The organism is Achromobacter anxifer (assembly GCF_903652925.1).
Lineage (GTDB): Bacteria > Pseudomonadota > Gammaproteobacteria > Burkholderiales > Burkholderiaceae_B > Achromobacter > Achromobacter anxifer.
In genome coordinates, this window is sequence record NZ_CAHLAR010000010.1 from 217,408 (window position 1) to 243,101 (window position 25,694).

A 25,694-nucleotide genomic window follows, 5' to 3' on the forward strand; every position below is an offset into this window, starting at 1 on the left:
CCTTTTTCTTTCCAGCCGCGATCAGCCGCGGGCGTTGGTGCCCGGCACGCGCAGCTGCGAACCCACCTTCAGGCCGTTGCCCTTGATGTTGTTGAGCGAGCGCAGCGCGTCCACCGAGGTGCCGTACTGCTTGGCCAGCGAGAACAACGTATCGCCCTGGCGCACCTTGTGGGTGCGGACGTTGGGGCGGGCGCTGGCGACGCGGGCGGCCGGCGCCTGCGTGACGCGGCCGCGCGGCGCGGCGGCCTTGTTGTCCGACGGGGCCGAATCCAGCGCGCCCACCGGCGGCGCCAGCGAGGCCAGCTGCACGCCGCCCGAGCCGGGTTCGCCCGGCACCAGCAGCGATTGGCCCGAAGCGGACTTCTGGCGCGAGCCGATGTCGTTGGTCTGGCGCAGGGTGGCTTCGCTCACGCCGAAACGCTTGGCGATCGAGGCATAGGATTCGCCGCGGCGCGAGTGGTAGATCTTCCAGGCGCTCAGGTCGCCCTTGTAGTTGGTCAGGTTGGCGTTGAAGATTTCGACGCGGTCGGCCGGCAGCAGCAGGGTGGGGCCGTGATCGCCGCGGATGACGGGGCGGTTGAACGAGGGATTCAGCGCCTTGAATTCGTCCAGCGGCATTTCGGCCAGCTTGGCGGCGATTTCCAGGTCGATGTCGCTGTTCTTGCGGACCGTGACGAAGTAGGGCGTGTTGCCCACCGGCGGCAGGGCCACCGCGTAGCGCTGCGGGTCGGCGATGATGTTCTTGATGGCCTGCAGCTTGGGCACGTAGTTGCGGGTCTCGTCGGGCATGTTCAGCGACAGGTAGTCCGTCGCCTGGCCAGCCGCTTCGTTCTTGGCCATGGCGCGCTGCACCGAGCCTTCGCCCCAGTTGTACGAGGCCAGGGCCAGGTACCAGTCGCCCTGCATTTCAAACAGCTTTTCCAGGTAGTCCAGCGCCGCGTTGGTCGAGGCGATGGGGTCGCGGCGCTCGTCGCGCCACCAGTCCTGCTTCAGGTTGAAGTGCTGGCCCGTGGCCGGCACGAACTGCCACAGGCCGGAGGCCTGGGCGCGCGACAGCGCGGTCGGGTTGTAGGCGCTTTCGACGAAGGGTAGCAGGGCCAGCTCGGTCGGCAGGCCGCGACGGTTGATTTCGTCGACGATGAAGTACAGGTACTTGCCGGCGCGTTCCGCCATGCGCTGCACCGCCTCGGGGTGGGACGCGTAGTAGTCGGTCCACTGCTGCGAGAGGTCGGTGTTCAGGTTGGGGATGGCGAAACCGCGGCGGATGCGGTCCCAGGCGTCGGCGGGCGGGTTGGTCAGGTCCACCGTCCGGGACGTGTCGCGGGCGATGTATCGCCCTTGGGAATTGGTGGTGAGATTTTTGCTATCGGGAGCTTTGGTTCCTGCGCAACCGGCGAGGACTGCCAGCATGAGCGGCAGAAGGAGTCGGGATAGATTCATCGGGCTGTCACTTGAAATCGTTCTTCCATTCACGAAGGGAGGCAAAAACCTCTACCGGCGTAGCGTGGCTGTGGCCTGCCCAGCGCTCGGCGGCGCGGACGACCTCAACTTGTTGCGTGCGCAAAAACGGATTGGCCGCGCGTTCCTGCCCTATGGTGGACGGAAGCGTGGGAAGACCTTCTGCTCGTAATTGCTGGGCCTGCTGGTGCCACTGTTGCAGGCTGCGGTTGGCCGGATCGACTGCCAAGGCCCAGCGCAAGTTCGCTAGAGTGTACTCGTGTGCGCAAAAAACCTGTGTATCCGGCGGTAAAACAGCAAATTTCCCTAAAGAATCATGCATTTGCGCCGGCGTTCCTTCGAAAAGACGGCCGCAGCCCCCCGCAAACAGGGTGTCGCCACAGAACAGAACGGGCTCTTGGCCGGCCGCGCGGCCGAAGTAGGCGATGTGGCCGGCGGTGTGTCCGGGCACGTCCAGCACGCCCAGGTCCAGGTCCAGTTCCGGTATGGCCACGCGGTCGCCTTCCGCCAGGGGCACGTCGCAGCGCGGCAGCCGTTCGCGCGCGGGGCCGTATACGGTAATGCCCTCGATGCGGGACAATTCCAGTACGCCGCCCACGTGGTCGCCATGATGGTGCGTGAGTAGAATGGCGCGCAGTCTCAGGCCTTGCCGGTCGAGCATCTGCAGAACCGGACCGGCGTCGCCGGGATCCACCACGGCGGCATCGCCGCCGCGGACGATGGCCCAGATGTAGTTGTCGTTGAAGGCGGGTATAGGCAAGACCGCGGCGTTGCGATCGCGGCCGCCTGTGGGGGCGGTCATGGCTTGCATGGGATTCGAAGGAATAGAACGTGGCAGAAGATACTCCGCCGATTGTAGAACTGGCCGAATGGTTCCAGACGCCGCCGGGGCAGTACGTCCTGGCATGGGAACGGGCGCAGTTCGACGCGGCTGTCGCGGACGTGTTCGGATATTACGCCTGGCAGGTCGGCCTGGCGGACATGAATCTGCTGCGCGCCAACCGCATGCCCTTCAAGGGCTACGTGGGCACCGAGGCCCCGTCCGCCGAAAGCGCGGCCGGCTGGCAGTCGCGGGTGGTGCTGGCCGAGCCCGAGGCCCTGCCGTTCGAGTCCCAGAGCGTGGACCTGCTGATCCTGCCGCACGCCTTCGAGTGCGCGGAGGATCCCCACAACGTGTTGCGCGAGGTCGAACGCGTGCTGGTGCCGGAAGGGCGGGTCGTGATTTCGGGCTTCAACCCCTGGAGCATGTGGGGCGCGCGCACCCGCATGCCCGGCATGGAGCCCTGGCTGCCCCAGCCACCCTCGTCCCAGGTGTCTTTGCCGCGCCTGAAGGACTGGTTCAAGCTGCTGTCGCTGGAAGTCGAGGCCAGCCATTTCGGCTGCTACGCGCCGGCATGCCGCAGCGAAAAGTGGCTGCAGCGCTGGTCCTTCATGGAGTCGGCCGGCGCCCGCTGGTGGAGCGTGGGCGGGGCGGTCTATCTGGTGTCGGCGGTCAAGCGCGTGGCCGGCATGCGTATCATCGGCCCGGCCTGGAAGAAGGCCAAGCCCAAGCGCGCGCGCGCCGCGTCGGTGGCGGTCAACCGCCAGGCGGACGACCGCTACTAGAAGGCCCCAGCCCCGCGCCGCGGGGCCATTTGTTTTAGAAAGGAATACCAGGCAGCACCATGCAGGACGACAAAACGAACGAGCAGAAAGTGGAAATGTGGACCGACGGCGCCTGCAAGGGCAATCCCGGTCCGGGCGGCTGGGGCGTGCTCATGCGCGCGGGCAGCCATGAAAAAACGCTGCATGGCGGCGAGCTCCAGACCACCAACAACCGGATGGAGCTGCTGGCCGTGATCCAGGGCCTGCGGGCGCTCAAGCGCCCTTGCACGGTCATCATCCATACGGACTCCCAGTACGTGATGAAGGGCATGACCGAGTGGCTGGCCAACTGGAAGCGGCGCGGCTGGATGACGGCCGACAAGAAGCCGGTCAAGAACGCCGAGCTGTGGCAGCTGCTGGACGAACAGGTCCAGCGCCATACGGTGTCCTGGCGCTGGGTCCGCGGACATGCCGGCGATCCGGGCAACGAGCGGGCCGACCAGCTGGCCAATCTGGGCGTGGAATCGGCCCGGCGGGGCTGACGGCATCGGGAAATACCCTCAAATCCGCTCTCCGGGGCGGATTTAGTTCTTTCATCCGGCTTCTGGATTGTTCCAGTATGTAAATTCGGGTGCTAAAGTGCCAACCCTCATTCCAGTTCCTGCGGCGCAGTCCGCGTGGGGGCATGCCTGGCCCGCGCCGCAATACCGCCACATTCGCGCATGAAAAAAGCAGTACTGCTGGCCGCCGTCGCGGCAGGGTTGGCCGCGGGGGCCGCGCTCGGTGTCTTGGTGCCGCGCTGGCTCGCGTTCGGAACCGTCAGTCCACAACCCGGCGCCGTCGAGGCGCCCCTGGTCACGCGCGTCGCGCCTGTCCGGGTCGAAGTGGCCGCCGTCCAGGAAATTCCCTTCGCGCGCGGCATCTCGGCCGTGGGCAGCCTGCGTTCCGATGAATCGGTCGTGCTGCGGCCGGAAGTGGCGGGGCGGATCCAGTCCATCGACTTCAAGGAAGGCCAGCCGGTCAAGCGCGGCGACGTGCTGATCCGCCTGGACGATTCCGTGCCGCGGGCCGAGCTGGCCCAGGCGCGCGCCAACCTGACCCTGGCGCAAAGCCACTACCGGCGCTCGGTGGAGCTGCAGGGCAAGGGCTTCGTCAGCCAGCAGGCCCGCGACGAGTCCGCCAGCACGCTGAAGGTGCAGGAGGCCGCCGTGGCCCTGGCGCAGGCGCGCCTGGACAAGATGACGATCACGGCGCCGTTCGGCGGCATCGCCGGCCTGCGCAGCGTGTCCGTGGGCGACTACGTCAACCAGGGGCAGGACCTGGCCCCGCTGGAAGCGATCGATCCGCTGAAGGTCGACTTCCGCGTGCCCGAGATGTATCTGAGCAAGGTGGGCGTGGGCCAGCAGCTGACGCTGCGCATGGATGCGCTGCCGGGCCAGGAACGTCCGGGCGTGGTCTATGCAGTCAGCCCGCTGGTAGACGCCGGCGGCCGCTCGATCCTGCTGCGCGCCACGGTCGCCAACAAGGACGCGGTGCTGCGTCCGGGCATGTTCGCCCGCGTGCAGTTGCAGTTCAGCCAGGACAAGGCGCTGGTCGCGCCGGAAGCCGCGCTCTCGCCCTCGGGCGCGACGCAGTACGTCTACCGGGTCAACAACGGCGTGGCCGAGCGGCGCGAAGTCACCATCGGAGAGCGCCGCGAGGGCCGCGTCGAGATCCTGACCGGGGTGGCGGCGGGCGACCAGCTGGTGGTGTCGGGCTTGCAGCGCGTGACGGACGGCGCGGCCGTGAACGTCCTGGCCAACGGCGCGTGACGCCGGTCTTTTTCTTTATCTGGCGGTAGCGCAATGCGTATCTCGGAAACCTGCATCAAGCGGCCGGTGTTCGCATCGGTCCTGTCGCTGATCATCGTGCTGATCGGCCTGATTTCGTATTCGCGCCTGACCGTGCGCGAATATCCCAAGATCGACGAGCCCATCGTCTCGGTGGACACCACCTACAAGGGCGCCTCGCCCGAGGTGATCGAGTCGCAGGTGACCAAGCCGCTGGAAGACCAGCTGGCCGGCATCGAGGGCGTGGACGTGATGACCTCGCGCAGCCGCTCGGAGCGCAGCCTCATCAACATCAAGTTCAACCTGACGCGCAACCCCGACGCCGCGGCCGCGGAAGTCCGCGACAAGGTGTCGCGCGCCCGCCGCTTCCTGCCGGACGAGATCGACGAGCCCATCATCGGCAAGGTCGAGGCGGACTCCCAGCCCATCATCTACATCGCGGTGGAGTCCGGTACGTACTCCGCCATCCAGACCTCCGACTACATCAACCGCTATATCAAGACCCGGCTGTCGGTGCTGCCCGGCGCGGCCGAGGTGCGCGTCTTCGGCGAACGCCTGCCGTCCATGCGCATCTATGTGGACCGCGACAAGCTGGCCGCCTACGGCCTGACGGTGCAGGACGTGGAGGCCGCGCTGCGCAGCCAGAACGTGGAGATCCCGGCCGGCCGCATCGAATCGCGCGCGCGCGAGTTCTCGGTGGTGTCCTCGACCGACCTGCAGACCCCGGCGCAGTTCGAGAACGTGGTGGTGGCCAACGTCAAGGGCTACCCGGTGCGGCTGCGCGACGTGTCCAAGGTGGAGATCGCCGCCGCCAGCGACCGTATCCTGTCGCGCTTCAACGGCAAGCCCGCGATCAACATCGGCGTCACGCGGCAGTCCACCGCCAACCCGCTGGAACTGTCCAAGGCCGCGCGCGAGGAAGTGGCGCGCCTGAACGAGAACCTGCCGGCCGGCATGAAGCTGAACATCGCTTACGACTCGTCGGTGTTCATCGAGCGCTCCATCGACTCCGTGTTCCACACCATCGGCGAAGCCATCGTGCTGGTGGTGCTGGTGATCTTCTTCTTCCTGCGCAACCTGCGCGCCAGCATCATCCCCATCGTCACCATCCCGGTGTCGCTGGTGGGCGCCTGCGCGCTGATGTACCTGTTCGGCTTTTCCATCAACACGCTGACCCTGCTGGCCATGGTGCTGGCCATCGGCCTGGTGGTGGACGACGCGATCGTGGTGCTGGAGAACATCTTCCGCCACATCGAAGAGGGCATGCCGCGCAAGGAGGCCGCGCTGCGCGGGTCGCGCGAGATCGGCTTCGCGGTGGTCGCCATGACAATGACCCTGGTCACCGTGTACGCGCCGCTGGCCTTCGCCACCGGCCGCACCGGACGGCTGTTCATCGAATTCGCGCTGGCGCTGGCCGGCGCGGTGCTGGTGTCGGGCTTCGTGGCGCTGACGCTCACGCCCATGATGTGCTCGGTGCTGCTGCGCCACCAGAGCAGCCACAGCCGCTGGTACAACCTGATCGAAGGCTGGCTCAACGCCATGAGCAACGGCTACCGCCGCGCGCTGGCGCTGGCCTTGCGCCACCGCTGGCTGGTGGTGGTGATCGGCCTGGCGGTCGCGGCCGGCAGCGGCGTGCTGTTCAAGGTGGTCAAGAGCGAGCTGGCGCCCATCGAGGACCGCGGCGTGGTGTTCGGCATCGTCAGCTCGCCGGAAGGCGCCACGCTGAACTACACGCTGGACAGCATGCTGGGCATCGAAAAGTTCTACGCGGACATCGCGGAGGCCAGCGGCAGCCAGGTGACCGTGGGCTTCCCCACCGTGACGGACGGCACCGCCATCCTGCGCTTGAAACCCTGGGAAGAGCGCAGCCGCAAGCAGCAGGCCATCACGCAGCAGCTGCAGCCGCAGTTCGCCTCGCTGCCCGGGGTGCGGGCGTTCCCGACCAATCCGCCGTCGCTGGGCCAGTCCGCGCGTTCCAAGCCGGTGGAATTCATCATCATGAGCCAGGCGTCGTATGCCGAACTGTCGCGCCTGACGGACGTGTTCCTGGCCGAACTGCGCAAGTATCCGGGCCTGATGAACCTGGACACCGACCTGCGCCTGAACACGCCCGAGCTGCGCGTGCGCGTGGACCGCGACAAGATGGCCGACGTGGGCGCCAACGTGGATACCGTGGGCCGCACCCTGGAGTCCATGCTGGGCGGCCGCCAGGTCACGCGCTACAAGGACGAAGGCGAACAATACGACGTGATCGTGCAGGTGACGCCGCGCGACCGCGCCAATCCCACCGATATCTCCGGCATCTACGTCCGCGCGCGCGACGGCAGCATGGTGCAGCTGGACAACCTGCTGGGCGTGCACGAAGGGGTGTCGCCGCAATCGCTGAACCACTTCAACCGCCTGCGCGCCGTGAAGATCGACGGCGCCGTGGCGCCGGGCTACGCGCTGGGCGAGGTCCTGGCGCACATGCACCAGGTGGCGCGCGAGGTCCTGCCCAACACCATCGTGACCGACCTGGACGGCCAATCGCGCGAGTTCCGCGATTCCTCGGGCAGCATCTACCTGGTCTTCGCCATGGCGCTGGCCTTCATCTACCTGGTGCTGGCCGCGCAGTTCGAAAGCTGGCGCAACCCCTTCATCATCATGCTGTCGGTGCCGCTGTCGATGACCGGCGCGCTGCTGGCGCTGTGGCTCAGCGGAGGCACGCTGTCCATCTACAGCCAGATCGGCCTGATCACGCTGGTGGGGCTGATCACCAAGCACGGCATCCTGATCGTGGAATTCACCAATCAGCTGCGCGACGAAGGCAAGGAACTGTTCGAGGCCGTGGTCGAGGCCAGCGTGCTGCGCCTGCGCCCCATCCTGATGACGACGGGCGCCATGGTGCTGGGCACCGTGCCGCTGGCGCTGTCCACGGGCGCGGGGGCGGAATCGCGCCAGCAGATCGGCTGGGTCCTGGTGGGCGGGCTGATGCTGGGTACACTACTGACCTTGTTCGTCGTGCCGGTGGCCTATACCTTGATCGCCACGGTACGCAAGAAACCCGGCCTGGCCGGCAGCGCAACGCATCATCCGGACCCCGCTCCGGCGCCGCACGCGCAGCCGGCCGCGCCCGCCCAAGCGTCGGAATAAGTTATGCGCCAGATCATCTTTGACACGGAAACCACCGGACTGGACCCTGCCCAGGGCCATCGCATCGTCGAAATCGGCTGCGTGGAAATGGTCAACCGGATGACCACCGGCAACAACCTGCACATCTACCTGAACCCGGACCGCGACAGCGACCCAGAGGCGCTGGCGGTGCACGGCCTGACCACGGAGTTCCTGTCCGACAAGCCCCGCTTCGCCGATGTCGCGGACGAGTTCGTCAAGTTCATCCAGGGCGCCGAGCTCATCGCCCACAACGCGGCGTTCGACGTCAAGTTCTTCAACGCCGAACTGGCCAAGACCGGCCGCGGTCCCGTGACCGAATACTGCGAGACGGTCACCGATTCGCTGCTGCATGCGCGTTCGCTGTTCCCCGGCAAGCGCAATTCGCTGGACGCGCTGTGCGACCGCTTCGGCATCTCCAACGCCCACCGCACGCTGCACGGCGCATTGCTGGACTCGCAGCTGCTGGCGGAAGTCTGGCTGGCCATGACCCGCGGCCAGGACGCGCTGCTGATCGACGTGGACGACGGCGGCAGCGCCGGCGGCAATGGCGTCGTGCTGGCCCGCTTCGACGCGTCGGGCCTGCCCGTGCTGAAGGCCAGCGAGGCCGAGCTGGCCGAGCACGAAACCTACCTCGCGGCCCTGGACAAGTCCGTGGGCGGCGAGTGCGTCTGGCGCAAAATGGATGCGCCGGCGACGGCCGCATAAAGTTTTTTCGGGGCGACTTGCACACGTCCAAAAAAACGTGCTAATATTTCGCCTCTTTCGGGGTGGTTAGCTCAGTGGTAGAGCACTGCCTTCACACGGCAGGGGTCACTGGTTCGAACCCAGTACTACCCACCAAAGACCCTTGGAAGACAACGCAGGCCCCAGGCCCAACGTTGTCGGCGGCCAAGGATAAAAAAACGCCAAGCAAAGAAAGCCAACCTCGCGGTTGGCTTTTTTGTTTTGCGCGCTGAAATCAAAGGTCATGGGCGCATCCATGCATGCCCACGTCGCGGCCATTGCGCCGGACCGTCCCTTTCATTACGCTTCTCTTGATTTGACGCAAGCGGACCTGCGTTGATTGCGCCGCGTCGCGTGCGAGCCTGTCTATCATGAATAACGGATAACAAAAGTCGGCCGTTGGCCCGTGGGCCAGGCATAGACGAACAGGAGAAGGCCATGTCCGAGCACACCAATACCATGTTGATCATCATCGTCACGGGCGTGGCGCTCATGCTGATCGGCTTCGGGCTGCGCGACCGCAACATCGGCATGGGGCTGATGGGGATAGGCCTGATCACCGCGCTCGGCACGATCATCTACAAGGCCTACATCACCTTCTATTGACGGCCAGTCCGGGCCGGACGGATCTCAGCCCTTGCGCGCCGCGCGCGCCAGCAAGGTATCCAGCTGATTGGCGAAGGCCTTGCGGTCGGCTTGGCTGAACGAGGCCGGACCGCCCGTGTCCACGCCGCTGGCCCGCAATTCTTCCATCATGTCCCGCAGCGCCAGCCGTTCCCGGATGGTTTCCGGCGAATAGCGCTCGCCGCGCGGATTCAAGGCCATTGCGCCTTTTTCCAGGACCTGTGCCGCCAGCGGAATGTCGCCGGTGATCACCAGGTCGCCCGGCGCCGCGCGTTCGGCGATGTGGGCATCGGCCACGTCGAAGCCGCGCGGCACCTGCACCGCGCGGATCAGCGGCGAGGGCGGCGTGTGGAGCATCTGGTTGGCCACCAGCGTCAGCGGCAACTGCCAGCGCTGGGTGGCGCGGAACAGGATGTCCTTGATGACGGCGGGGCAGGCGTCCGCATCGACCCAGATGTGCATGCGCTTACTTGCCCAGCGCGTTCTGCAGCACTTCGGCCACGATGTCGTTGGTGGACACGCCGCGTTCGGCTGCCATGGCGCGCAGCTTGTCGGCGTGGGCCTGCGACAGCTTCAGAGGGAAGGGCACCAGGCCGGCGGCCTGGTCCAGCTTGCGTTGTTCGCGGCGGTCAGGCATTTGCGAGGCGGTACCGAAGCGGTCCGGCGTGGCGGCTTGCTTGAGCTGGCCGGCCAGCTTCAGGGCCTGGTTTTTCTGCAGATCGAATTTGTTCATGGAGATTCCTGGTAAGGAGCGCAATCATAAGCGCAACCGGCTTTATTGCGGCCTGGCCTGTTCGAGCTTGGCCAGGCCTTCCTGCGCGCCGTCGTGCAGCGGCACGGTCAGGCCGCGGCGGGCGGTGGCCAGCCCCACCTGGGCGCCCTGGGCCGAGCCGGCGGCCAGCAGGTCCTGCCCGGTCAGGTACACGGCGCGCACGATCACCAGGGCTTCGTCCCGGGTCAGGTCGGCGGTGGTCAGCAGCAGCGCCGCCATGCCCACCGTGGCGATGGGCTCGGCCTGGTTGGGGTAGGTGCCGGCCGGGATGTCCAGCGGCATCAGGGCGTTGTCCGCCGCGGTCAGGGTCTTGATGGCGGCGGGATCCAGCGGCAGCAGCTTCAGGCGCGCCTGGGTCAGCGCGTCGCGCAGCGGCGTCGCGGGCACGCCGATCACCTGGGCGGCGGCGTCGATCGCGCCCGAGTTCAGCGCGGGCAAGGAGGCGCCGAACGGGGTGTCGGCCACGGTGTAGTCGCGGCCGGCCTGCAGGCCGTGGGCGGCCAGCACCGTTTCCAGCGTGGCGCGCACGGCCGAGCCTTCCGGTCCCAGGGCGATGGTCTTGCCCTTCAGGTCGCGCACGCCGCGCATGGCGGCATCGTCGCGCACCACGATGTGGACCAGTTCCGGATAGAGACTGCCCAGGGCGCGCAGGCCGGTGAACGGCCCTTGAGCCGCGAACGGCCCCTTGCCGTCGTAGGCCAGGCGCGCCGTGTCGGCCTGGGCCAGCGCGACCACCGCGTCGCCGCTGCGCAGCAGCGCGATGTTCTCGGCCCCGCCGCCGGTGATGAGCGGCGTCACCCGGATCTGCTGTTTGCGCGCCACGTCGCCCAGCGCGCGCGCGAACGCCACGTATTCGCCGCGGTCCGGGCCGCCGGCCAGCGGATAGCCCTGTTGCAGGCGGGCCAGCCGGCCATTGATGCGCGCCACCGAGCGTTCCAGCTCCTGCTGCACCACGTGCTGCGCGGTGCTGGAGGCGCTATACGAGACGGAATGGGTGATCTGGTCCAGCGTGTCCAGCAGCTGGCGAGTGACGGGCGGCGGCGCACCGGTATCCAGGTTGGGGGCTTCGGCGGCCTTGAAGCCGGCCGGGGTCACCAGCTTCCAGGCGTCGCCGTCCTTGCGGTAAATCGCGCTGGCGTGCGCGACGATGCGGTCGCCGGCCTGGTTGCCGCCGGATTTCACGCCGCTGATGCTGCGCGGGCCGGCGCCCAGCAGCGTGACCAGCGCGGCGGCGCCGGGCTGGTCCCAGGCGCCCAGGGTGACATTGCGGCCCAGGTCCAGCGCCACGTCGTAATAGACCACGCGGCGGGTTTCGCCGGCCGGGGCGCTGCTGTCGGAGGCCGAGCCCATGCGTTTGAGCTCCGCCACGCGGAACAGGTCCGCGCCATAGGCGGTGGTCAGGCTGCGTTCGACGTCGGCGCGCAGCGCGTCGGTGTCGGGCGCGCGGCCGCAGGCCGCCAGCAGCAGGCAGAGCGAGAGGATGATGAGGCGTTTGAACATGGTCACATCCCTCCCACGAACGGCAAGGAGATCAGCGAGGTCAGCACGATCACGTTCAGGATGTCGACCAGGAAGGCGCCGGTGACCGGCACCACGATGAAGGCTTCCGGCGCCGGGCCGTGGCGGCGCGTCAGCGCCTGCATGTTGGCGATGGCGGTGGCGGTCGCGCCCAGCGCGAAGCCGCAGAACGCGGCCGACATGATGGCCGCTTCGTAGTCGCGCTTGAGCATGCGGAACACGACCCAGGCCGCGTACAGCGCGCAGAACAGGGTCTGCACCGCCAGCATCAGCGCCAGCGGGCCGGCCAGGCGCGCCACGCTGGAGAGGTCCAGCGTCATCATCGTCATGCCCAGGAACAGCGACAGCGAGATCGTGCCGATGATTTCGGTGGCGCGGTCGTCCAGCTTCAGGCCCAGGCGCGCGCCGGCGTTGCGGATCAGCACGCCCGTGGCCAGGCACCACAGGAAGTTGGGCAGGCTGACCGGCGCGTCTTCCACCAGGGAGGCCAGGAAGCCGCCCGCCACCAGGCAGACGAAGGCCGCGGTCATGGACACGATGAACGAGCCCGCGGTCGGCGGCGGCGCGGCTTCGTTCAGGTCCGGGGCCTCGTGGCCGTCGCCCGGCGCGTGATCCAGGCTGCCCGCCAGCTTGTGGCGCCGCATGATCCATTCGGCCACCGGGCCACCCACCACGCCGCCCAGCACCAGGCCCAGGGTGGCGGACGTCATCGCCAGCGCCATGACGTCCTGGATATTGTTGAAGTCGGCGAAGCGCGTGGCGTAGGCCGCGCCCGTGCCGTGCCCGCCCACCAGGGTGATGGTGCCGCCCAGCAGGCCCATCAGCGGATGCAGGTCCAGCAGCCAGGCCATGCCCAGGCCCACCGCGTTCTGCAGCACCAGGAAGGGAATCAGGGCCAGCAGGAAGGCGATCAGCCGCGGGCCGCCCTTGGCCAGCAGTTTCAGGTTGGCGGTCAGGCCGATGCTGCCGAAGAACAGCAGCAGGAGCGTGGGCTTGATGCTGGTTTCCAGTGAGACAGAGACGTTGCCCCAGGTCGACAGCAGATAGGCCAGCACCGCGAACAGCAGGCCGCCCACGATGGGGTCGGGAATGCTGTAGCGGGCCAGGACGCCGATCCGGGTTGTCAGCACGCGGCCGATGACCAGGACGAGGCAGCATGCCAGCAGCGATTGAACGGGCGTAAGCGAGATCATAGGTACCTTTGCGCCCTGTCAGGGCACGGTGAACTTTCTGGCTATGGGGACCCTGCCGCCTCACACGGACTGCGGCTTATGTTACGTCCGCCGCGAAGGCGGTGTACATGGGGGCGGGCGGGGCCCGGCGTTGGGCCGGGCCGGCGGGGACCGTGGCTGACCGGGCAGCCGCGGCCGCGGCGGCTAGAGCGGAAACGCGCGCGACATGTATTGCGCGCGGGGGCCGTAGCCGGCCAGTTTTTCGGCCAGGCCGGCGCTGTCTGCGCTGACCGGGACGTAGCCGTGGCGTTGCCAATAGCCCACGGCGGATTCCAGGGAAACCAGGCTGGCCCGGCGCAAGCCGCCGGCCTGGGCGCCGTGCGCGCCGGCCTGGAGCAGGGCCTGGCCTACTCCCAGCCCCTGCGCCGACGGCGCCACGGCGCAGTCGTGCAGGAACCAGTGGTCGGCGCCGGCGGGCAGCGCCGCCAGCGTGACGTCCAGGGCAGGGGGCAGCCCGGCATCCCAGGGATAGGAAATCAGATAGCCCAGCAGTCCGCCGTCGGGGCCTGCCGGCGGCGCCGCTTGCGCCACCCAGCAGTGAGAGGGGGCCAGCGCCAGGCGGTTCTGGAAGAAACCGGCGCTTTCCAGCAGGAAACCGGGGTAGGCCAGGGTCTGGAGGACCAGGATGGCGTCCACGTCGCTGGCCTGCATGGGCCGGACTTGATATTGCATGACAACCCGCGAAAACAAAAACTTGGCCGCATTTTAACGATGCCGGGGACGGCCCCTGCTTTACAGGGATTCACAAACTGGGGACACAGCTTCACGCGACTTTATTTTTTTCGACTGTGCCGGCTCCTAGAATTTCCCTGGATTTCCCCAGCTTCCACGGCAATGGCGTATTTCACGAAATTTCAACGAGCCCCTACGCATACTGCTCGGCATAGTCCTGCAATCCGAGTCTAGAACCCCATGCACATCCAGTTCCGGTCCGATCCTGGCGCCACGCAATTGCTGACCAAGTCGCTTCCCGTCGAAGCGGTCTGGCCGGCGGCCGAGGCCAGCGTGCCGTACGACACCCGCGTGACTTGTGTCATTCCCTGCCTGAATGAATGCGAGAACCTGCGGGTGCTGCTGCCTTTGCTGCGCAACCGCCTGGAAGCGTTGTGCAGCAGCTGGGAAATCATTGTGGCCGACGACGGCAGCACGGACGGCACCGAAGCGCTGATGGCCGAATGGACCGAGCACGCCGGCTTTCGCTATGTGCAGCTGTCGCGCAACTTCGGCAAGGAAGCCGCGATCAGCGCCGGCCTGGAAGCTTCGACCGGCAACGCGGTGATCTGCCTGGACGCCGATCTGCAGCATCCGCCCGCGCTGATCGAGCAGATGCTGGCGCGCTGGGCCGCCGGCGCCGAAATGGTCTATGCCGTGCGCGCGACCCGCGCCGACGAATCCTGGGCCAAGCGCGCTGGCGCGCGCTGGTTCTACAAATTGCTCAGCGGCGCGCGCGGCGTGGACGTGCCTGCCCACGCCGGCGATTTCCGGCTGATGGACCGCAGCGTGGTGGACGCGCTGATCGCCCTGCCCGAACGCACCCGCTTCATGAAAGGCCTGTACGCTTGGGTCGGCTTCAAGAGCGAGCCCCTGACCTATACCCCCGACGAACGCATGCACGGCGACAGCCGCTTCAGCAGCATGCGCCTGTTCCGGCTGGCGCTGGACGGGCTGACCGCGTTCACGACCTGGCCGCTGCGGCTGGTCAGCCTGGTCGGCGTGGCTTTCGCCATGCTGGCGCTGGCGTATGCGGCCTACCTGGTCGGCGAATACCTGTTCTTCGGCAACGAGGTCTCGGGCTGGACGACCATCGTCACCGCAGTGCTGTTCTTCGCCGGCGTGAACCTGATTTCCCTGGGCGTGGTGGGCGAATACGTGTCGCGGATCTTCGATGAAGTGAAGGGCCGTCCCTTGTTTGTCGTGCGCCGCCGCCAGGGCAAGGCCTCCCAGCCGGGGCAAGGCCAGAACTGACATGTCCGCCACCACTTTCGGGGGGCGTTCCGATTGGACCCCGCCGGCGGGACGCTTCCTGCTCGCGATAGGCGCGTGGCTCGCCTTTCTGGCCTGGATCAGGCCGCTGACCCTGCCCGATGAAGGGCGCTATGCCGGCGTGGCCTGGGACATGCTGCGCAGCGGCTCGCATGCGGTGCCGCTACTGGACGGCATGCCGTATTTCCACAAGCCGCCGCTGTACTACTGGCTGACTGAACTGTCGTTTTCGGTGTTTGGCGTGCATCCCTGGGCGGCGCGCGTGCCTTCGTGGCTGGCCGCGTGGGGCGCGGCGGCGGCCCTGTACTGCTTCGTGCGGCGCTATCGCGACGCCTCGGCCGCCGCGCTGACGGTGCTGGTGCTTGCCACCATGCCGTTTTTCTACGGCGGCGCGCAGTTCGCGAACCTGGACATGCTGGTGGCCGGCATGATCACGCTGTGCGTGCTGGCCGCGGTGGATACGGTGCTGCGCGTCGAGCGCGGGGAAGCCTATCGCTGGATGTCGGTAACCGCTGGCGCGCTGGCCGCCGTGGCGGTGCTGGCCAAGGGTTTGATCGGCCTGGTGCTGCCGGGCGCGATCCTGTTGATCTGGATCGTGTGGGAGCGGCGCTGGCGCGGCCTGGCCGCGCTGCTCTGGCCGCCCGCGCTGCTGGTGTTCATCGCCGTGGCGGCGCCGTGGTTCGTGCTGATGCAGCTGCGTTATCCCGGTTTTTACGACTATTTCTTCGTCTACCAGCATTTCCAGCGCTTCGCGGCCAGCGGCTTCAACAATGCCCAGCCGTTCTGGTTCTACCTGCCGGTGGTCGTCGGCCTGAGCCTGCCCTGGTCGCTGTGGGGCGGTGGCATCCTGCGCAAGGCATTCTGGGAGGCGGGCCCGGCGCGTAGCTTGCGGCGCCTGGCGGTGGTGTGGTTCGCCGTCGTGATCGTGTTTTTTTCGCTGCCGCATTCCAAGCTGGTGGGCTATGTGCTGCCGGCGCTGGCGCCGTTGGCGTTGCTGCTGGCCGAGGTGATCCAGGGCGCCCGGCGCGCCGACGCCGAGTCGGCCGCGCGCCTGGTGCGCCTGAGCGCGGCGGTGGCGGCGGGAATCTGCGTCATCGCGGTCGGCATCGCCGCCAACAACGCGCGCGGCAGCGCCGGTCCGTTGGCCAAGGTGGTGCGGGAGCAGGCGCGGCCGGACGACATCTTCGTGTCGCTGCACACCTACCCCTTCGATCTGGCGCTCTACGCCCGGGCGCCGCACCCGGCCTGGGTGGTGGACGACTGGCTCAACCCCGAGGTGCCGGTACGCGACAACTGGCGCAAGGAGCTGTACGACGCAGCCAGGTTCGACCCGGCGACGGGCGAGCAGGTGCTGGTCAGTCCCGAGGAGTTCAACGCGCGGTTGTGCAAGGCGCCGGAAGGCGCCCGCTACTGGGTTTGGGGCACGGCCGCGGACAATCCGGCCTATTTGCCGCTGCAGGGCCTGGCGCCCGTGGTCAGCAGCGTGAAATATGTAATGTGGCGCGTCGACGTGAACGCGGGTCTCAGGCAGCGGGTTTGTGGCGGAACGCCCAGAGCCGGCTAGCGATGAAGGTCGCCACGGCGAGTCCCAGCAGGATCAGCGCCAGCAAGATGTCGTAACGGACGGTAGTGCTGTGCAGTAGCCAGGCGTAGGCGGCTTCGTTGATGATGAAGCCGGCTGCTGACACGAGAAAGAAACGGCGCGCTGCTACCGTCCAGGGAGTTTTGGAATGACGGAAGGTAAGCCGGTAGTGGCCAGTGAAGGACACGGCGAAAGCGACCAGCCAGCCGATCAGGTTGGCGGCCAGCGGCGGAATCCCGAAGGTCTCGACGCACCCCACGGCGACGGCCCAATGGGTGGCTGCGGCGGCGCATCCGACGGCGATAAAAGTGCTAACTTGTTGCAGCAGGGCGCGCATGAAAGCCGTGACGAAAATAATGAAATCAAAGGTATTGCGATGAGCAAACGAATAATCGTCTGCGGGGACGATTTTGGCATGAATGGCGACATCGATGAAGGCATGCTCGCGCTGGCCGGCATGGGCCGCCTGAGCGCGGTCAGCTGCCTGACGCTGGGTCCCACTTTCGCGGCGAACGCGGGACGTCTGGGGCTGCTGAACGTGGACATCGGCCTGCACGTGAACTTCACCGAAGCGCTTACGCCCGGCGCCGAAGCCATGCCGGCGTTGAACCGGCTGATCCTGAGCGCCTATGCGGGCAGGCTGGACGCGGCCTGGATCGATGCGCAGCTGGAGCGCCAGTTCGACGCCTTCGAAGCCGCGTTCGGCCGCGCGCCGGACTATGTCGACGGCCATCAGCATGTGCATCAGCTGCCCGGCATCCGCGCGCGCCTGTTGCTGTTGCTCAAGCGCCGCTACGGCAGCTGCATGCCGTGGCTGCGCCAGACGGCGCCGGGCATGCTGAGCGGCATTCCGCTGAAGGAAGCCTTCAAGGCGCACGTCATCGGCGCGCTGGGCTCGGCCGCGCTGGCGCGCGAGGCCGGCCGCGACGGCATGCGCACCAATCGCCGCATGTTGGGCGTGTACGGGTTCGAAGGCGGCAAGCGCCGCTACGCGGACCTGCTGCAGAACTGGCTGTTCAACGCGCGCGACGGCGATCTGCTGATGTGCCATCCCGCCATGGACTGCAAGGATGGCAGCCCCATGTCGCGCCAGCGCCGCGCCGAATTCGACGTGCTGGCCAGCCCCAAGCTGGGCGACTGGCTCAACGTCAACGGCGTGCACATCACGCGCCTGCCGGCCGGCACGCATGCAATGGCGGACGCGCCCAGGCTGGCGGGTTTGCGGCCCTAGGCCTGCGCCCCTAGGTTTGCGCTCCTAGGCCTGCGCCCCTAGCTCGCCGTCAGGCTTTGCAGCAGCCAGGCGCCCGCCGGTCCCAGCGCGCGGCGCCTGGACCACACGGCGTCGACCCGGATATGGCGCGGCCAGCCCGGCGCCTTCAGCTCCACCAGCTGATCCTGGCCGAAGCGCTGGATCATCCAGCGCGGCAATTCGGTCCAGCCAAACCCCCGGCTGGCCATTTCCAGCAGCATCAGATAGCCGGGCGCCGACCAGGTCGCATAGGCCGGCTCGGTGTCCTTGTCGCCCAGTTCATAGGTGCTCAGGCGCAGGGCGCGCTCGGATTTCAACTGGTCTTCCGTGACCTGGGGCAGCTGCGCCAGCGGATGGCCGCGTCCCACGCACAGCACGATCTCCGACAGCTCGGCCAGCGTCGCGTGCGCCACGTCGGGCGGATAGCTGTCCTGGGCGGCCATCAGGCCCAGATGGGCGCGCCCCTGCTGCACCAGCGCCACCACGTCCTCGTATTCCGCGATCAGGCATTCGAAGCGCAACGCCGGGTAGCGCTGGTCGATCTGGCTGAGCATGGTGTCGAAGGTCTCCGACTGGAAAGTATCGGACAGCACCACCGTCAGCCGCGGCTCCAGGCCTTCGGCCAGCTGGCTGGCGCTGCGGTTCAGCCTGTCGTTGGCGGCCAGTACCTGCAGGGCCTGGCCCAGCAGTACCTGGCCCGCCTCGGTCAGCGCGGGCTGCCGCTGGCTGCGGTCGAACAGCACGACGTTCAGGTCCACCTCCAGGTTGGCGATGGTTTCGCTGACGGTGGACTGGCTTTTGCCCAGCTTGCGGGCGGCAGCTGAAAACGTGCCTTCGGAGGCGACCTGGGCGAACGCCGCCAGGGATTCCAGGGAGTGGCGCATAGGGGGGCGGATCTCGATATGTATCGGTTTTTCCGATCAAAACCATCTTTATGGTAACGGAAATATCGTCGAAAATCGCTTCCACTTTGTAGCAACCGACCGCAGGTGGGTCATGACTCAAGCCAAAAAAACCCTCAAGGAACGTTTCCTTCACGCCTTTCTGTTCGAAATCATCGCCATCGGCCTGTGCGCCCCGGCGGCCGCCTGGGCCATGGGCAAGTCCCTGTTCGAAATGGGCGTGCTGACCGCGGTGATCGCCTGGATCGCGCTGGTCTGGAACATGATCTACAACGCAGGCTTTGACCGCATCGAGAACCGCATGGGCTGGACCCGCACGCTGCGGCTGCGCGTGGTGCACGCCTTCGGCTTCGAGTTGGGCCTGATCCTGATCGTGATTCCGCTGGCCGCCTGGTGGCTCGACATCAGCCTGTGGCAGGCCTTCGTGCTGGATATCGCGCTGGTGCTGTTCTATCTGCCCTACGCCTTCCTGTACAACCTGGCCTACGACCGCTCGCGCCCGAGGGTGTTGCAGTGGCTGGCCCGCGGCAAGGCGCAGGCCGAGCCGGCCGTCACGCGTCAATCACCTTGCGCGTGAACATCTCCAGGTAGTCCATCAGCGAGTCCGCGCCCTTGATGGCCGCGGACTCGTTGCCGGTGGCGATGCCCTGGGCCATCAGCATGTGGCGGCGCGCGCCTTCGGCGATGTCGCCCTCGTGCTGGTAGGCGTACCAGAAACGCCGGCACTGGATGATCAGCGGTGCCACCGCGTTCACGGCCGATGCGTTGCGACAGGCCTGGTGGCAGACATGATCCAGCAGCTGGTCGGCATGCATGTAGTCATCGAGATTGCCGCCCTCCGCGGCCCGGATCATCTGGGCCGCGCAATCCACGATCTGGGTGCGCTGCGCCGGCGTGGCGCGGCGCGCGGCGCTGGCGGCGATCAGCTGCTCCAGCGCCCGGCGGGTCTGGATCAGGTCCATGTGGTCCGTCAGCTGGATCATGGACACGCGCAGGCCGCGTCGCGGCTCCTGGCGTATCAGCCCGGCCGCCACCATGCGCAGCAGCGCCTCGCGCAGCGGCGTGCGGCCCAGGCCGGTCTTTTCCACCAGATCCGCTTCGACGACCGCGCTGCCGGGCTGCAATTGCAGCGTGGCGATCATGCTCTCGATCTGGTCGTAGGCGACATCGGCGGCGCGCCGTTTGGATTCTGCTGCTGCCATCAACTATTGTTTTCCTTCGTTTTGCGCCACTGCGCGTAGGCCAGCCATTCGCCGACGAAACCGCGCCGGAAGAACGACACGCACAATACGAAAATCAGTCCGATGACGATGGTGACGACGTCGCCCAGGGTGGCGAGGTAATTCTGCAAGCTGACGACCAGCGTTGCGCCCACCACCGGCCCCCATACCGTGCCGATGCCGCCCAGGAGCGTCATCAGCAGCACCTCGGTGGAGGTGGCGAGCGAAACGTCGTTCAATGCAACCAGCTGGAGCACCAGGGCCTTCAGCGAACCGGCCAGGCCGGCCACCGCGGCCGACAGCACGAAGGCCAGCAGCTTGCACCGGTCTGTATCGTAACCTAGCGATATGGCGCGCGGCGCGTTGTCCCGGATGGTCTTGAGCACCTGGCCGAAGGGCGAATGGATCACCCGGTAGACGAACAGGAAACCCAGCACGAAGACCGCCAGCGCGAAGTAATACATGTTGGTATCGACGCTCAGGTCCACCAGCCCCAGGAACTTGCCGCGCGGGATGCCCTGCATGCCGTCCTCGCCGCGGGTCCAGCCCACCTGCACTGCCATGAAGTACGCCACTTGCGACAGCGCCAGCGTGATCATCGCGAAGTAGATGCCGGTGCGCCGGATCGCCAGCCAGCCTATCGCGTAGCCGATGGCCGCGGCCATGGCCACGCCGCAGGCCATCGCGATCTCCGGCGGCAGGCCGCGCGCGCCGAACAGGATCATCATTTCGCCGGCCGCGTAGCCGGCCCAGCCGAAGAAGGCGGCATGGCCGAACGACACCAGGCCGGTAAAGCCGGTCAGCAGGTTGAAGGCCAGCGCGAACAGCGCGAAGCACAGCACCTTCATGACGAACACGGGGTAGACGATCTGCGGGAAGAGCGGCACCAGCAGGGCCGGCACCAGCAGCAGCGCCAGGATGCGGATCGAGGTGGGTATGCGCTGCACCTTATTTCTCCTTGCCGAACAGGCCGGCGGGGCGCGTCAGCAGAACGATGGCCATGACGATGAACACCACCACCGTCGAGGCTTCGGGATAGAACACTTTGGTCAGGCCTTCCAACAGGCCCAGCGCCAGCCCCGTGACGATGGCGCCCATGATGGAGCCCAGGCCGCCGATCACGACCACGGCGAAGACGATATTCAGCAGGTTCGAGCCCATCAGCGGATTGATCTGCATGACGGGCGCGGCCAGCACCCCAGCCACGCCGGCCAGCGCCACGCCGAAGCCGTAGGTCAGGGTGATCATCACCGGCACGTTGACGCCGAAGGCCTGCAACAGCTTGGGATTCTCGGTGCCGGCGCGCAGCATGGCGCCCAGCCGGGTGCGCTCGAACAGATACCAGGTCGCGAAGCACAGCGTCAGGGACGCCACCACCACGAAGGCGCGGTAGGCCGGCAGGAACATGAAGCCCAGGTCGTAGCCGCCCTGCAGGATCTCGGGCGGCTCATAGCCCACGCCGGAAATGCCATAGAAGTAGCGGAAGCCGCCTTCCATCATCAGCGCGATGCCGAAGGTCAATAGCAGGCCGTACAGGTGGTCCAGGTGATAGAGCCGCTTGAGCAGCGTCTTCTCGATCACCACGCCCACCAGCCCCACCAGCAGCGGCGCCAGAATCAGCGCGGCCCAGAAATTGACCTGCACGCCTGGCCCCAGCAGCTGCGGCAGCTGCGTGAAGCCGATCCAGGCCAGGAACGCCGCCATCATGAACTGGGCGCCGTGCGTGAAATTGACGATGTTGAGCAGGCCGAAGATGATGGCCAGCCCCATGCTCAGGATGGCGTAGAAGCAGCCGTTGATCAGCCCGACCAGCAGTTGGGCGAGCAAGGCGGAAAGCGAGATGTCGAACATAGTAGGCGGCGGGCGGACAAAGGTCGCGTCGGTTTCCAGGAAGCCCGCGGCGGCGCGCGGCGGGCAGGGCAGCCGGCGCCGGACGCGGGGCGTCCGGCGCGTCGCGGCCTCAGGACTTGTTCAACGGGCACGCGGCCTGCGGTTTCGGGAACACGTCCTCGCCCTTGAGCACGGACTTCACGTGGTAGTAGTCCCAGGGCGCCTTGGACTCGTTGGGCGCCTTCACCTGCAGCAGCAGCATGTCATGCACCAGCGCGCCATCGGCGCGCAGCTTGCCGTTGCGGATCACGGCGTCGTTGATGGTCATCTCGCGCAGCTTGGCCATCACCGCCGGCGCGTCGTCGGTGCCGGCGGCTTCGATCGCCTTCAGATAGGACAGCGTGGCCGAATACACCCCGGCCTGCGAAGCGGTCGGCATCTTCTTGGCCTTTTCAAAGAACTTCTTGGCCCAGGCGCGCGAGGCGTCGTCGTAGTCCCAGTAGAAGGCTTCGGTCAGGTACATGCCCTGCGCCTTGGCCAGGCCCATGCTGTGCACGTCCGAGATATAGGTCAGCAGCGGCGCCACGATCTGCTTCTTGTTGATGCCGAACTCGTTGGCCTGCTTGACGGCGTTGACCGTGTCGTTGCCGGCGTTGGCCAGCGCGATGACGTCCGCCTTCGACGTCTGCGCTTTCAGCAGGAACGAGGAAAAGTCGTTGCCGGGGAAGGGATGGCGCGACACGCCCACCACGCTGCCGCCGTTTTCCTGGATGACCTCGGTCGCGTCCTTTTCCAGCGAATGGCCGAAGGTGTAGTCGGCGGTGATGAAGTACCAGGTCTTCTTGCCTTCCTTGACCAGCGCGCGCGCCGTGCCGGCGGCCAGCGCGTAGGTGTTGGTGGTCCACTGGGCATTCAAGGGCGAGCATTTCTCGCCCAGGATCGCGGTGGACAGGCCGGCCGACGGCATGGTCACGCGGTTCTTCTGCTTGGCGATTTCCATCACGGCCAGTGCGGTCGACGCGGTGGGGAAGTCGGTGATCATGTCGACCTTGCCCTGGTCGAACCATTCGCGCGCCAGGTTGGCGGCCACGTCGGGCTTGTTCTGGTGGTCGGCCGAGACCACTTCCACCGGCTTGCCCAGGACCTTGTTGCCCATCTCTTCGGCGGCCATGCGGGCCGCGATCACGGAGCCGTTGCCGGCCAGGTCGGAATACACGCCGGACAGGTCGGTCAGCACGCCGATCTTGACGACGTCGTCGCTGATCTTGGTCTGGGCCTGGGCGGCGCCGATCATGCCGAGGGCGAACAGCGCCGCTGAGATTCGATTCAATTTCATCTGACTACGCTCCGTGTAGGAAGGGGGACTGCGGTCGGAAGGAATGTGGCTGCAAAACTCAAATGCCGAGCAGGGCGTTTAGCCTGTCCTGCGATTGCTGGACCTCGGCGCGGTCTATCACCGCCACGACCTGGCCGTGCTCGATGACGTAATGGCGGTCGGCCAGGTGCTGGGCGAAGCGGAAGTTCTGCTCGACCAGCACGGTGGTGTAGCCGCGTTCTTTCAGTTGCCGGATCACGCGGCCCAGCGACTGCACGATGACCGGGGCCAGGCCTTCGGTGATTTCGTCCAGCAGCAGCAGGCGGGCGCCGGTGCGCAAGATGCGCGCCATCGCCAGCATCTGCTGTTCGCCGCCCGACAGGCGCGTGCCGGGGCTGTGGGCGCGCTCTTTCAGGTTGGGGAACATGTCGTAGATCTCCGCCACCGACATGCCGTCCGGCCCTACCGAGGGCAGCAGCATGAGGTTTTCCTCGGCGCTCAGCGACGCGTAGATGCCGCGCTCTTCGGGGCAATAGCCGATGCCGCGGCGCGCGATCTTGTGGGGCGGCAGGCTGACGGTTTCCTGCCCCTGGATCTTGATCGAGCCGCTGCGCCGGCCCACCAGGCCCAGGATGGACTTCAGCGTCGAGCTGCGGCCCGCGCCGTTCCTGCCCAGCAGGGTTACGCATTCGCCCGGCTTCACGTCCAGGTCGATGCCGTGCAGGATGTGCGATTCGCCGTACCAGGCGTGCAGGTTGCGGATCTCCAGCATGTTGCCGGAGGCGGCTTCATTCATCTTCGGCTCCCATGTAGGCTTCGCGCACCGCCGGGTTTTCAGAGACGGTGGCGTAGGGGCCTTCGGCCAGGATTTCGCCCCGTTGCAGAACGGTGATGGTGTCGGAGATGTCCGCCACCACTTTCATGTTGTGTTCGACCATGAGGATGGTGCGGCCGGCGGACACCTGCTTGATCAGGTGCTTGACCCGGTCCACGTCCTCGTGGCCCATGCCCTGGGTGGGTTCGTCCAGCAGCAGCAGTTCGGGTTCGAGCGCCAGCGTGGTGGCGATTTCCAGCGTGCGCTTGCGGCCATAGGGCAGGTCGCCCGCGGCCACGTCCAGGTGCGTGCGCAGGCCGACCTGGTCCAGCAGTTCCTCGACGCGGTGATGCAGGCTTTCCAGCGTGCGCTCCGAACGCCAGAAGCAATAGTCCACGCCCAGCTTGCGTTGCAGGGCCACGCGCACGTTCTCGCGCACCGACAACTGCGGAAACACGGCCGAGATCTGGAACGAGCGCACGATGCCGCGGCGCGCGGTCTGCGCGGGGCGTTCCTGCGTGATGTCGACGCCGTCGTACAGGATCTCGCCGCGCGTCGGGATGTGGAACTTGGTCAGCAGGTTGAAGAAGGTGGTCTTGCCCGCGCCGTTGGGGCCGATGAGCGCGTGGATCGCGCCGCGGCGCACGCTCATGTCGACGTTGTTGACCGCCACGAAGCCGCGGAATTCCTTGGTCAGGCCCCGGGTCTGAAGAATGATGTCGCTTTGCATGATGTCCGTTGGGCTTGCAGGGGACAGGCCCTGGCGCGTCGCGGCCCCGCCACGCGCCAGAGGGTTCGTGCTTCTTCCGGAGCCCGGCCTTACTTCGACTGGTACTGCGCGGGGCGCTTGGCCAGCGAGGCCTGGATGATGGCGGCGCAGCGTTCGCGTTCGGCGCCGGCCAGCGGCAGGCGGGGGCGGCGCACGTGCTCGTTGCCCACGCCGGCCAGGGTTTCGGCCAGCTTGATGTTCTGCACCAGCTTGGTCGAGACATCCAGGTGCAGGAGCGGCGTGAACCATTGGTACAGCGCCAGCGCTTCCTGCCACTTGCCGGCCTTCATCAGGTCGTACAGGGCCACGGTTTCACGCGGGAAGGCGGTGACCAACCCGGCCAGCAGGCCATCCGCGCCCAGCGCCAGCGCCTCGAACGACAGATCGTCCACGCCGATGAACAGCTGGTAGCGGGTGCCCAGCGCGTTGCGCAGGTCGGTCAGGCGGCGCACGTCGTCGCTGCTTTCCTTGATGGCCACCAGCCACTTGCAGTCGGCCAGCTCGGCCATGTGCTCGGGCTTCAGGTCCACGCGGTAGGCGACGGGGTTGTTGTAGATCATGCAGGGCTTCTGCGCCGCTTCGGCCATGGTGCGGATGCTCTGCATCGCTTCGCGCGAATCCGCCACGTAGATCAGCGAAGGCATCAGCATGAAGCCGTCCACGCCCAGTTCCACGGCGGCCTTGATGAAGCGCAGCGCTTCGCGGGTGCTGGTCTCGGACACGTTGGCCAGGACGGGGATGCGGCCGGCGCTGACTTCCACCGCGCAGCGCGTCACTTCCAGCTTTTCTTCCAGGGTCAGGGTGCTGGCTTCGCCCAGCGAGCCGCAGGTGACCAGGCCATGTACGCCGTTGTCGATCAGGAAGCCGAAGTGCTTGCGCATGGCCTCGAAGTCGAGGGTCTCGTCGGCATGGAACTTACTGGTTACGGCAGGAAAGACGCCCTGCCAATGCACGTTACTCAACTGGCTTCTCCTCAAGATGCCGTCGCTTCAATGGCGGAGCGGCGAGCAGGTGCAAAGTCTAATATCCTGTAAATATATTTAGAAGATATTTTGATTTGGGGGTTTCCCGAGGCGGGTCAACCCGGAGGCGGGGACAAGCCGATGGGCGATTTCAGGGGAGGAGCGGGCAGCGTGC

The 25,694-nt window shown here is 66.8% G+C and carries 27 protein-coding genes and 1 tRNA gene; 11 read left to right on the forward strand and 17 right to left on the reverse strand.

Annotated features, from left to right (window positions below; genetic code table 11):
- Positions 1-21 precede the first annotated feature (21 nt).
- A complete protein-coding gene (locus HWY37_RS26955; protein ID WP_176090251.1) occupies positions 22-1,440 on the reverse strand; it encodes a transglycosylase SLT domain-containing protein in 1,419 nt (472 codons plus the stop codon).
- 7 nt (positions 1,441-1,447) lie between these two features.
- Positions 1,448-2,269, reverse strand: coding sequence for a hydroxyacylglutathione hydrolase (gloB, locus tag HWY37_RS26960; RefSeq protein WP_175210687.1), 822 nt, complete (start codon positions 2,267-2,269; stop codon positions 1,448-1,450).
- Positions 2,270-2,289: 20 nt separating this feature from the next.
- On the opposite strand from gloB, the gene HWY37_RS26965 reads away from it, so the two are divergent.
- The 6 genes from HWY37_RS26965 to HWY37_RS26990 all read left to right on the forward strand — a co-directional run bounded on the left by HWY37_RS26965 (position 2,290) and on the right by HWY37_RS26990 (position 8,864).
- On the forward strand, positions 2,290-3,063 hold the full coding sequence (locus tag HWY37_RS26965; RefSeq protein ID WP_175210686.1) for a class I SAM-dependent methyltransferase: 774 nt from the start codon (positions 2,290-2,292) through the stop codon (positions 3,061-3,063).
- Between the two features lie 59 nt (positions 3,064-3,122).
- The gene (gene rnhA, locus HWY37_RS26970) at positions 3,123-3,584 is read left to right on the forward strand and encodes a ribonuclease HI (protein WP_175210685.1); all 462 of its coding nucleotides are present in this window, start codon (positions 3,123-3,125) and stop codon (positions 3,582-3,584) included.
- 180 nt (positions 3,585-3,764) lie between these two features.
- Entirely contained in the window at positions 3,765-4,853 is a 1,089-nt protein-coding gene (locus HWY37_RS26975; RefSeq protein ID WP_176090252.1) for an efflux RND transporter periplasmic adaptor subunit, read from the forward strand.
- Positions 4,854-4,886: 33 nt separating this feature from the next.
- Positions 4,887-8,003, forward strand: a complete 3,117-nt coding sequence (locus tag HWY37_RS26980; RefSeq protein WP_176090253.1) for an efflux RND transporter permease subunit — start codon at positions 4,887-4,889, stop codon at positions 8,001-8,003.
- Between the two features lie 3 nt (positions 8,004-8,006).
- A complete protein-coding gene (dnaQ, locus tag HWY37_RS26985; RefSeq protein ID WP_175210680.1) occupies positions 8,007-8,729 on the forward strand; it encodes a DNA polymerase III subunit epsilon in 723 nt (240 codons plus the stop codon).
- 60 nt (positions 8,730-8,789) lie between these two features.
- A tRNA-Val gene (locus HWY37_RS26990) sits at positions 8,790-8,864 on the forward strand.
- On the opposite strand, the gene HWY37_RS26995 is transcribed toward HWY37_RS26990, so the two are convergent.
- Positions 8,835-8,993 (reverse strand): hypothetical protein, encoded by a 159-nt coding sequence (locus HWY37_RS26995; RefSeq protein ID WP_175210678.1) that lies wholly within the window; start codon positions 8,991-8,993, stop codon positions 8,835-8,837. The two genes, HWY37_RS26990 and HWY37_RS26995, sit on opposite strands and share 30 nt — an antisense overlap.
- Before the next feature lie 192 nt (positions 8,994-9,185).
- Between HWY37_RS26995 and HWY37_RS27000 the strand changes: the two genes are divergently transcribed.
- Positions 9,186-9,353, forward strand: coding sequence for a hypothetical protein (locus tag HWY37_RS27000; protein WP_175210676.1), 168 nt, complete (start codon positions 9,186-9,188; stop codon positions 9,351-9,353).
- A 24-nt stretch (positions 9,354-9,377) separates the two neighbouring features.
- Here HWY37_RS27000 and HWY37_RS27005 read toward each other — a convergent pair whose 3' ends face one another.
- The 5 genes from HWY37_RS27005 to HWY37_RS27025 all read right to left on the reverse strand — a co-directional run bounded on the left by HWY37_RS27005 (position 9,378) and on the right by HWY37_RS27025 (position 13,544).
- On the reverse strand, positions 9,378-9,833 hold the full coding sequence (locus tag HWY37_RS27005) for a YaiI/YqxD family protein (protein WP_176090254.1): 456 nt from the start codon (positions 9,831-9,833) through the stop codon (positions 9,378-9,380).
- A 4-nt stretch (positions 9,834-9,837) separates the two neighbouring features.
- Positions 9,838-10,104: a hypothetical protein gene (locus HWY37_RS27010; RefSeq protein WP_175210672.1), complete on the reverse strand. Its 267-nt coding sequence runs from the start codon at positions 10,102-10,104 to the stop codon at positions 9,838-9,840.
- 42 nt (positions 10,105-10,146) lie between these two features.
- On the reverse strand, positions 10,147-11,649 hold the full coding sequence (locus HWY37_RS27015) for a TAXI family TRAP transporter solute-binding subunit (RefSeq protein ID WP_176090255.1): 1,503 nt from the start codon (positions 11,647-11,649) through the stop codon (positions 10,147-10,149).
- A complete protein-coding gene (gltS, locus tag HWY37_RS27020; protein WP_175210668.1) occupies positions 11,646-12,854 on the reverse strand; it encodes a sodium/glutamate symporter in 1,209 nt (402 codons plus the stop codon). Before gltS ends, HWY37_RS27015 begins: the two co-directional genes overlap by 4 nt.
- Positions 12,855-13,037: 183 nt before the next feature.
- A complete protein-coding gene (locus HWY37_RS27025) occupies positions 13,038-13,544 on the reverse strand; it encodes a GNAT family N-acetyltransferase (RefSeq protein ID WP_175210691.1) in 507 nt (168 codons plus the stop codon).
- Between the two features lie 261 nt (positions 13,545-13,805).
- Between HWY37_RS27025 and HWY37_RS27030 the strand changes: the two genes are divergently transcribed.
- Both HWY37_RS27030 and HWY37_RS27035 read left to right on the forward strand, forming a co-directional pair.
- The gene (locus tag HWY37_RS27030; protein ID WP_176090256.1) at positions 13,806-14,858 is read left to right on the forward strand and encodes a glycosyltransferase family 2 protein; all 1,053 of its coding nucleotides are present in this window, start codon (positions 13,806-13,808) and stop codon (positions 14,856-14,858) included.
- Between the two features lies 1 nt (position 14,859).
- Complete coding sequence (locus HWY37_RS27035) at positions 14,860-16,440, forward strand: ArnT family glycosyltransferase (RefSeq protein ID WP_176090257.1); 1,581 nt, start codon at positions 14,860-14,862, stop codon at positions 16,438-16,440.
- Here HWY37_RS27035 and HWY37_RS27040 read toward each other — a convergent pair.
- The gene (locus tag HWY37_RS27040; RefSeq protein ID WP_176090258.1) at positions 16,400-16,795 is read right to left on the reverse strand and encodes a GtrA family protein; all 396 of its coding nucleotides are present in this window, start codon (positions 16,793-16,795) and stop codon (positions 16,400-16,402) included. The two genes, HWY37_RS27035 and HWY37_RS27040, sit on opposite strands and share 41 nt — an antisense overlap.
- 39 nt (positions 16,796-16,834) lie before the next feature.
- Between HWY37_RS27040 and HWY37_RS27045 the strand changes: the two genes are divergently transcribed.
- Positions 16,835-17,689 carry a ChbG/HpnK family deacetylase gene (locus HWY37_RS27045; RefSeq protein ID WP_176090259.1) on the forward strand — a complete coding sequence of 285 codons (855 nt, stop codon included), beginning with the start codon at positions 16,835-16,837 and terminating at the stop codon, positions 17,687-17,689.
- A 38-nt stretch (positions 17,690-17,727) separates the two neighbouring features.
- Here HWY37_RS27045 and HWY37_RS27050 read toward each other — a convergent pair whose 3' ends face one another.
- On the reverse strand, positions 17,728-18,591 hold the full coding sequence (locus tag HWY37_RS27050) for a LysR family transcriptional regulator (protein WP_175210657.1): 864 nt from the start codon (positions 18,589-18,591) through the stop codon (positions 17,728-17,730).
- A gap of 112 nt (positions 18,592-18,703) precedes the next feature.
- On the opposite strand from HWY37_RS27050, the gene HWY37_RS27055 reads away from it, so the two are divergent.
- Positions 18,704-19,186 carry a multidrug/biocide efflux PACE transporter gene (locus tag HWY37_RS27055; protein WP_175210655.1) on the forward strand — a complete coding sequence of 161 codons (483 nt, stop codon included), beginning with the start codon at positions 18,704-18,706 and terminating at the stop codon, positions 19,184-19,186.
- On the opposite strand, the gene HWY37_RS27060 is transcribed toward HWY37_RS27055, so the two are convergent.
- The 7 genes from HWY37_RS27060 to HWY37_RS27090 all read right to left on the reverse strand — a co-directional run bounded on the left by HWY37_RS27060 (position 19,161) and on the right by HWY37_RS27090 (position 25,519).
- The gene (locus tag HWY37_RS27060) at positions 19,161-19,811 is read right to left on the reverse strand and encodes a GntR family transcriptional regulator (RefSeq protein WP_176090260.1); all 651 of its coding nucleotides are present in this window, start codon (positions 19,809-19,811) and stop codon (positions 19,161-19,163) included. The two genes, HWY37_RS27055 and HWY37_RS27060, sit on opposite strands and share 26 nt — an antisense overlap.
- A complete protein-coding gene (locus HWY37_RS27065) occupies positions 19,811-20,776 on the reverse strand; it encodes a branched-chain amino acid ABC transporter permease (protein WP_176090261.1) in 966 nt (321 codons plus the stop codon). Before HWY37_RS27065 ends, HWY37_RS27060 begins: the two co-directional genes overlap by 1 nt.
- Position 20,777: 1 nt before the next feature.
- Positions 20,778-21,680, reverse strand: coding sequence for a branched-chain amino acid ABC transporter permease (locus HWY37_RS27070; protein WP_176090262.1), 903 nt, complete (start codon positions 21,678-21,680; stop codon positions 20,778-20,780).
- 109 nt (positions 21,681-21,789) lie between these two features.
- On the reverse strand, positions 21,790-22,995 hold the full coding sequence (locus tag HWY37_RS27075; protein WP_176090263.1) for an ABC transporter substrate-binding protein: 1,206 nt from the start codon (positions 22,993-22,995) through the stop codon (positions 21,790-21,792).
- Positions 22,996-23,053: 58 nt separating this feature from the next.
- Entirely contained in the window at positions 23,054-23,770 is a 717-nt protein-coding gene (locus HWY37_RS27080; RefSeq protein ID WP_175210645.1) for an ABC transporter ATP-binding protein, read from the reverse strand.
- Positions 23,763-24,518 carry an ABC transporter ATP-binding protein gene (locus HWY37_RS27085; RefSeq protein WP_373418249.1) on the reverse strand — a complete coding sequence of 252 codons (756 nt, stop codon included), beginning with the start codon at positions 24,516-24,518 and terminating at the stop codon, positions 23,763-23,765. The genes HWY37_RS27080 and HWY37_RS27085 overlap by 8 nt, the downstream gene beginning before the upstream one ends.
- Positions 24,519-24,607: 89 nt before the next feature.
- Positions 24,608-25,519 carry a dihydrodipicolinate synthase family protein gene (locus HWY37_RS27090; RefSeq protein ID WP_175161276.1) on the reverse strand — a complete coding sequence of 304 codons (912 nt, stop codon included), beginning with the start codon at positions 25,517-25,519 and terminating at the stop codon, positions 24,608-24,610.
- Positions 25,520-25,694: the final 175 nt, after the last annotated feature.

What these genes read in the sequence shown, in the direction of transcription:
- HWY37_RS26955 (WP_176090251.1), bottom strand. Translation starts at nt 1,440, where the DNA reads ATGAATCTATCCCGACTCCTTCTGCCGCTCATGCTGGCAGTCCTCGCC.
- gloB (WP_175210687.1), bottom strand. Translation starts at nt 2,269, where the DNA reads ATGCAAGCCATGACCGCCCCCACAGGCGGCCGCGATCGCAACGCCGCG.
- rnhA (WP_175210685.1), top strand. Translation starts at nt 3,123, where the DNA reads ATGCAGGACGACAAAACGAACGAGCAGAAAGTGGAAATGTGGACCGAC.
- HWY37_RS26975 (WP_176090252.1), top strand. Translation starts at nt 3,765, where the DNA reads ATGAAAAAAGCAGTACTGCTGGCCGCCGTCGCGGCAGGGTTGGCCGCG.
- HWY37_RS26980 (WP_176090253.1), top strand. Translation starts at nt 4,887, where the DNA reads ATGCGTATCTCGGAAACCTGCATCAAGCGGCCGGTGTTCGCATCGGTC.
- dnaQ (WP_175210680.1), top strand. Translation starts at nt 8,007, where the DNA reads ATGCGCCAGATCATCTTTGACACGGAAACCACCGGACTGGACCCTGCC.
- HWY37_RS26995 (WP_175210678.1), bottom strand. Translation starts at nt 8,993, where the DNA reads ATGACCTTTGATTTCAGCGCGCAAAACAAAAAAGCCAACCGCGAGGTT.
- HWY37_RS27000 (WP_175210676.1), top strand. Translation starts at nt 9,186, where the DNA reads ATGTCCGAGCACACCAATACCATGTTGATCATCATCGTCACGGGCGTG.
- HWY37_RS27005 (WP_176090254.1), bottom strand. Translation starts at nt 9,833, where the DNA reads ATGCACATCTGGGTCGATGCGGACGCCTGCCCCGCCGTCATCAAGGAC.
- HWY37_RS27010 (WP_175210672.1), bottom strand. Translation starts at nt 10,104, where the DNA reads ATGAACAAATTCGATCTGCAGAAAAACCAGGCCCTGAAGCTGGCCGGC.
- gltS (WP_175210668.1), bottom strand. Translation starts at nt 12,854, where the DNA reads ATGATCTCGCTTACGCCCGTTCAATCGCTGCTGGCATGCTGCCTCGTC.
- HWY37_RS27025 (WP_175210691.1), bottom strand. Translation starts at nt 13,544, where the DNA reads ATGCAGGCCAGCGACGTGGACGCCATCCTGGTCCTCCAGACCCTGGCC.
- HWY37_RS27030 (WP_176090256.1), top strand. Translation starts at nt 13,806, where the DNA reads ATGCACATCCAGTTCCGGTCCGATCCTGGCGCCACGCAATTGCTGACC.
- HWY37_RS27035 (WP_176090257.1), top strand. Translation starts at nt 14,860, where the DNA reads ATGTCCGCCACCACTTTCGGGGGGCGTTCCGATTGGACCCCGCCGGCG.
- HWY37_RS27040 (WP_176090258.1), bottom strand. Translation starts at nt 16,795, where the DNA reads ATGCGCGCCCTGCTGCAACAAGTTAGCACTTTTATCGCCGTCGGATGC.
- HWY37_RS27045 (WP_176090259.1), top strand. Translation starts at nt 16,835, where the DNA reads ATGAGCAAACGAATAATCGTCTGCGGGGACGATTTTGGCATGAATGGC.
- HWY37_RS27050 (WP_175210657.1), bottom strand. Translation starts at nt 18,591, where the DNA reads ATGCGCCACTCCCTGGAATCCCTGGCGGCGTTCGCCCAGGTCGCCTCC.
- HWY37_RS27055 (WP_175210655.1), top strand. Translation starts at nt 18,704, where the DNA reads ATGACTCAAGCCAAAAAAACCCTCAAGGAACGTTTCCTTCACGCCTTT.
- HWY37_RS27060 (WP_176090260.1), bottom strand. Translation starts at nt 19,811, where the DNA reads ATGGCAGCAGCAGAATCCAAACGGCGCGCCGCCGATGTCGCCTACGAC.
- HWY37_RS27070 (WP_176090262.1), bottom strand. Translation starts at nt 21,680, where the DNA reads ATGTTCGACATCTCGCTTTCCGCCTTGCTCGCCCAACTGCTGGTCGGG.
- HWY37_RS27075 (WP_176090263.1), bottom strand. Translation starts at nt 22,995, where the DNA reads ATGAAATTGAATCGAATCTCAGCGGCGCTGTTCGCCCTCGGCATGATC.
- HWY37_RS27080 (WP_175210645.1), bottom strand. Translation starts at nt 23,770, where the DNA reads ATGAATGAAGCCGCCTCCGGCAACATGCTGGAGATCCGCAACCTGCAC.
- HWY37_RS27085 (WP_373418249.1), bottom strand. Translation starts at nt 24,518, where the DNA reads ATGCAAAGCGACATCATTCTTCAGACCCGGGGCCTGACCAAGGAATTC.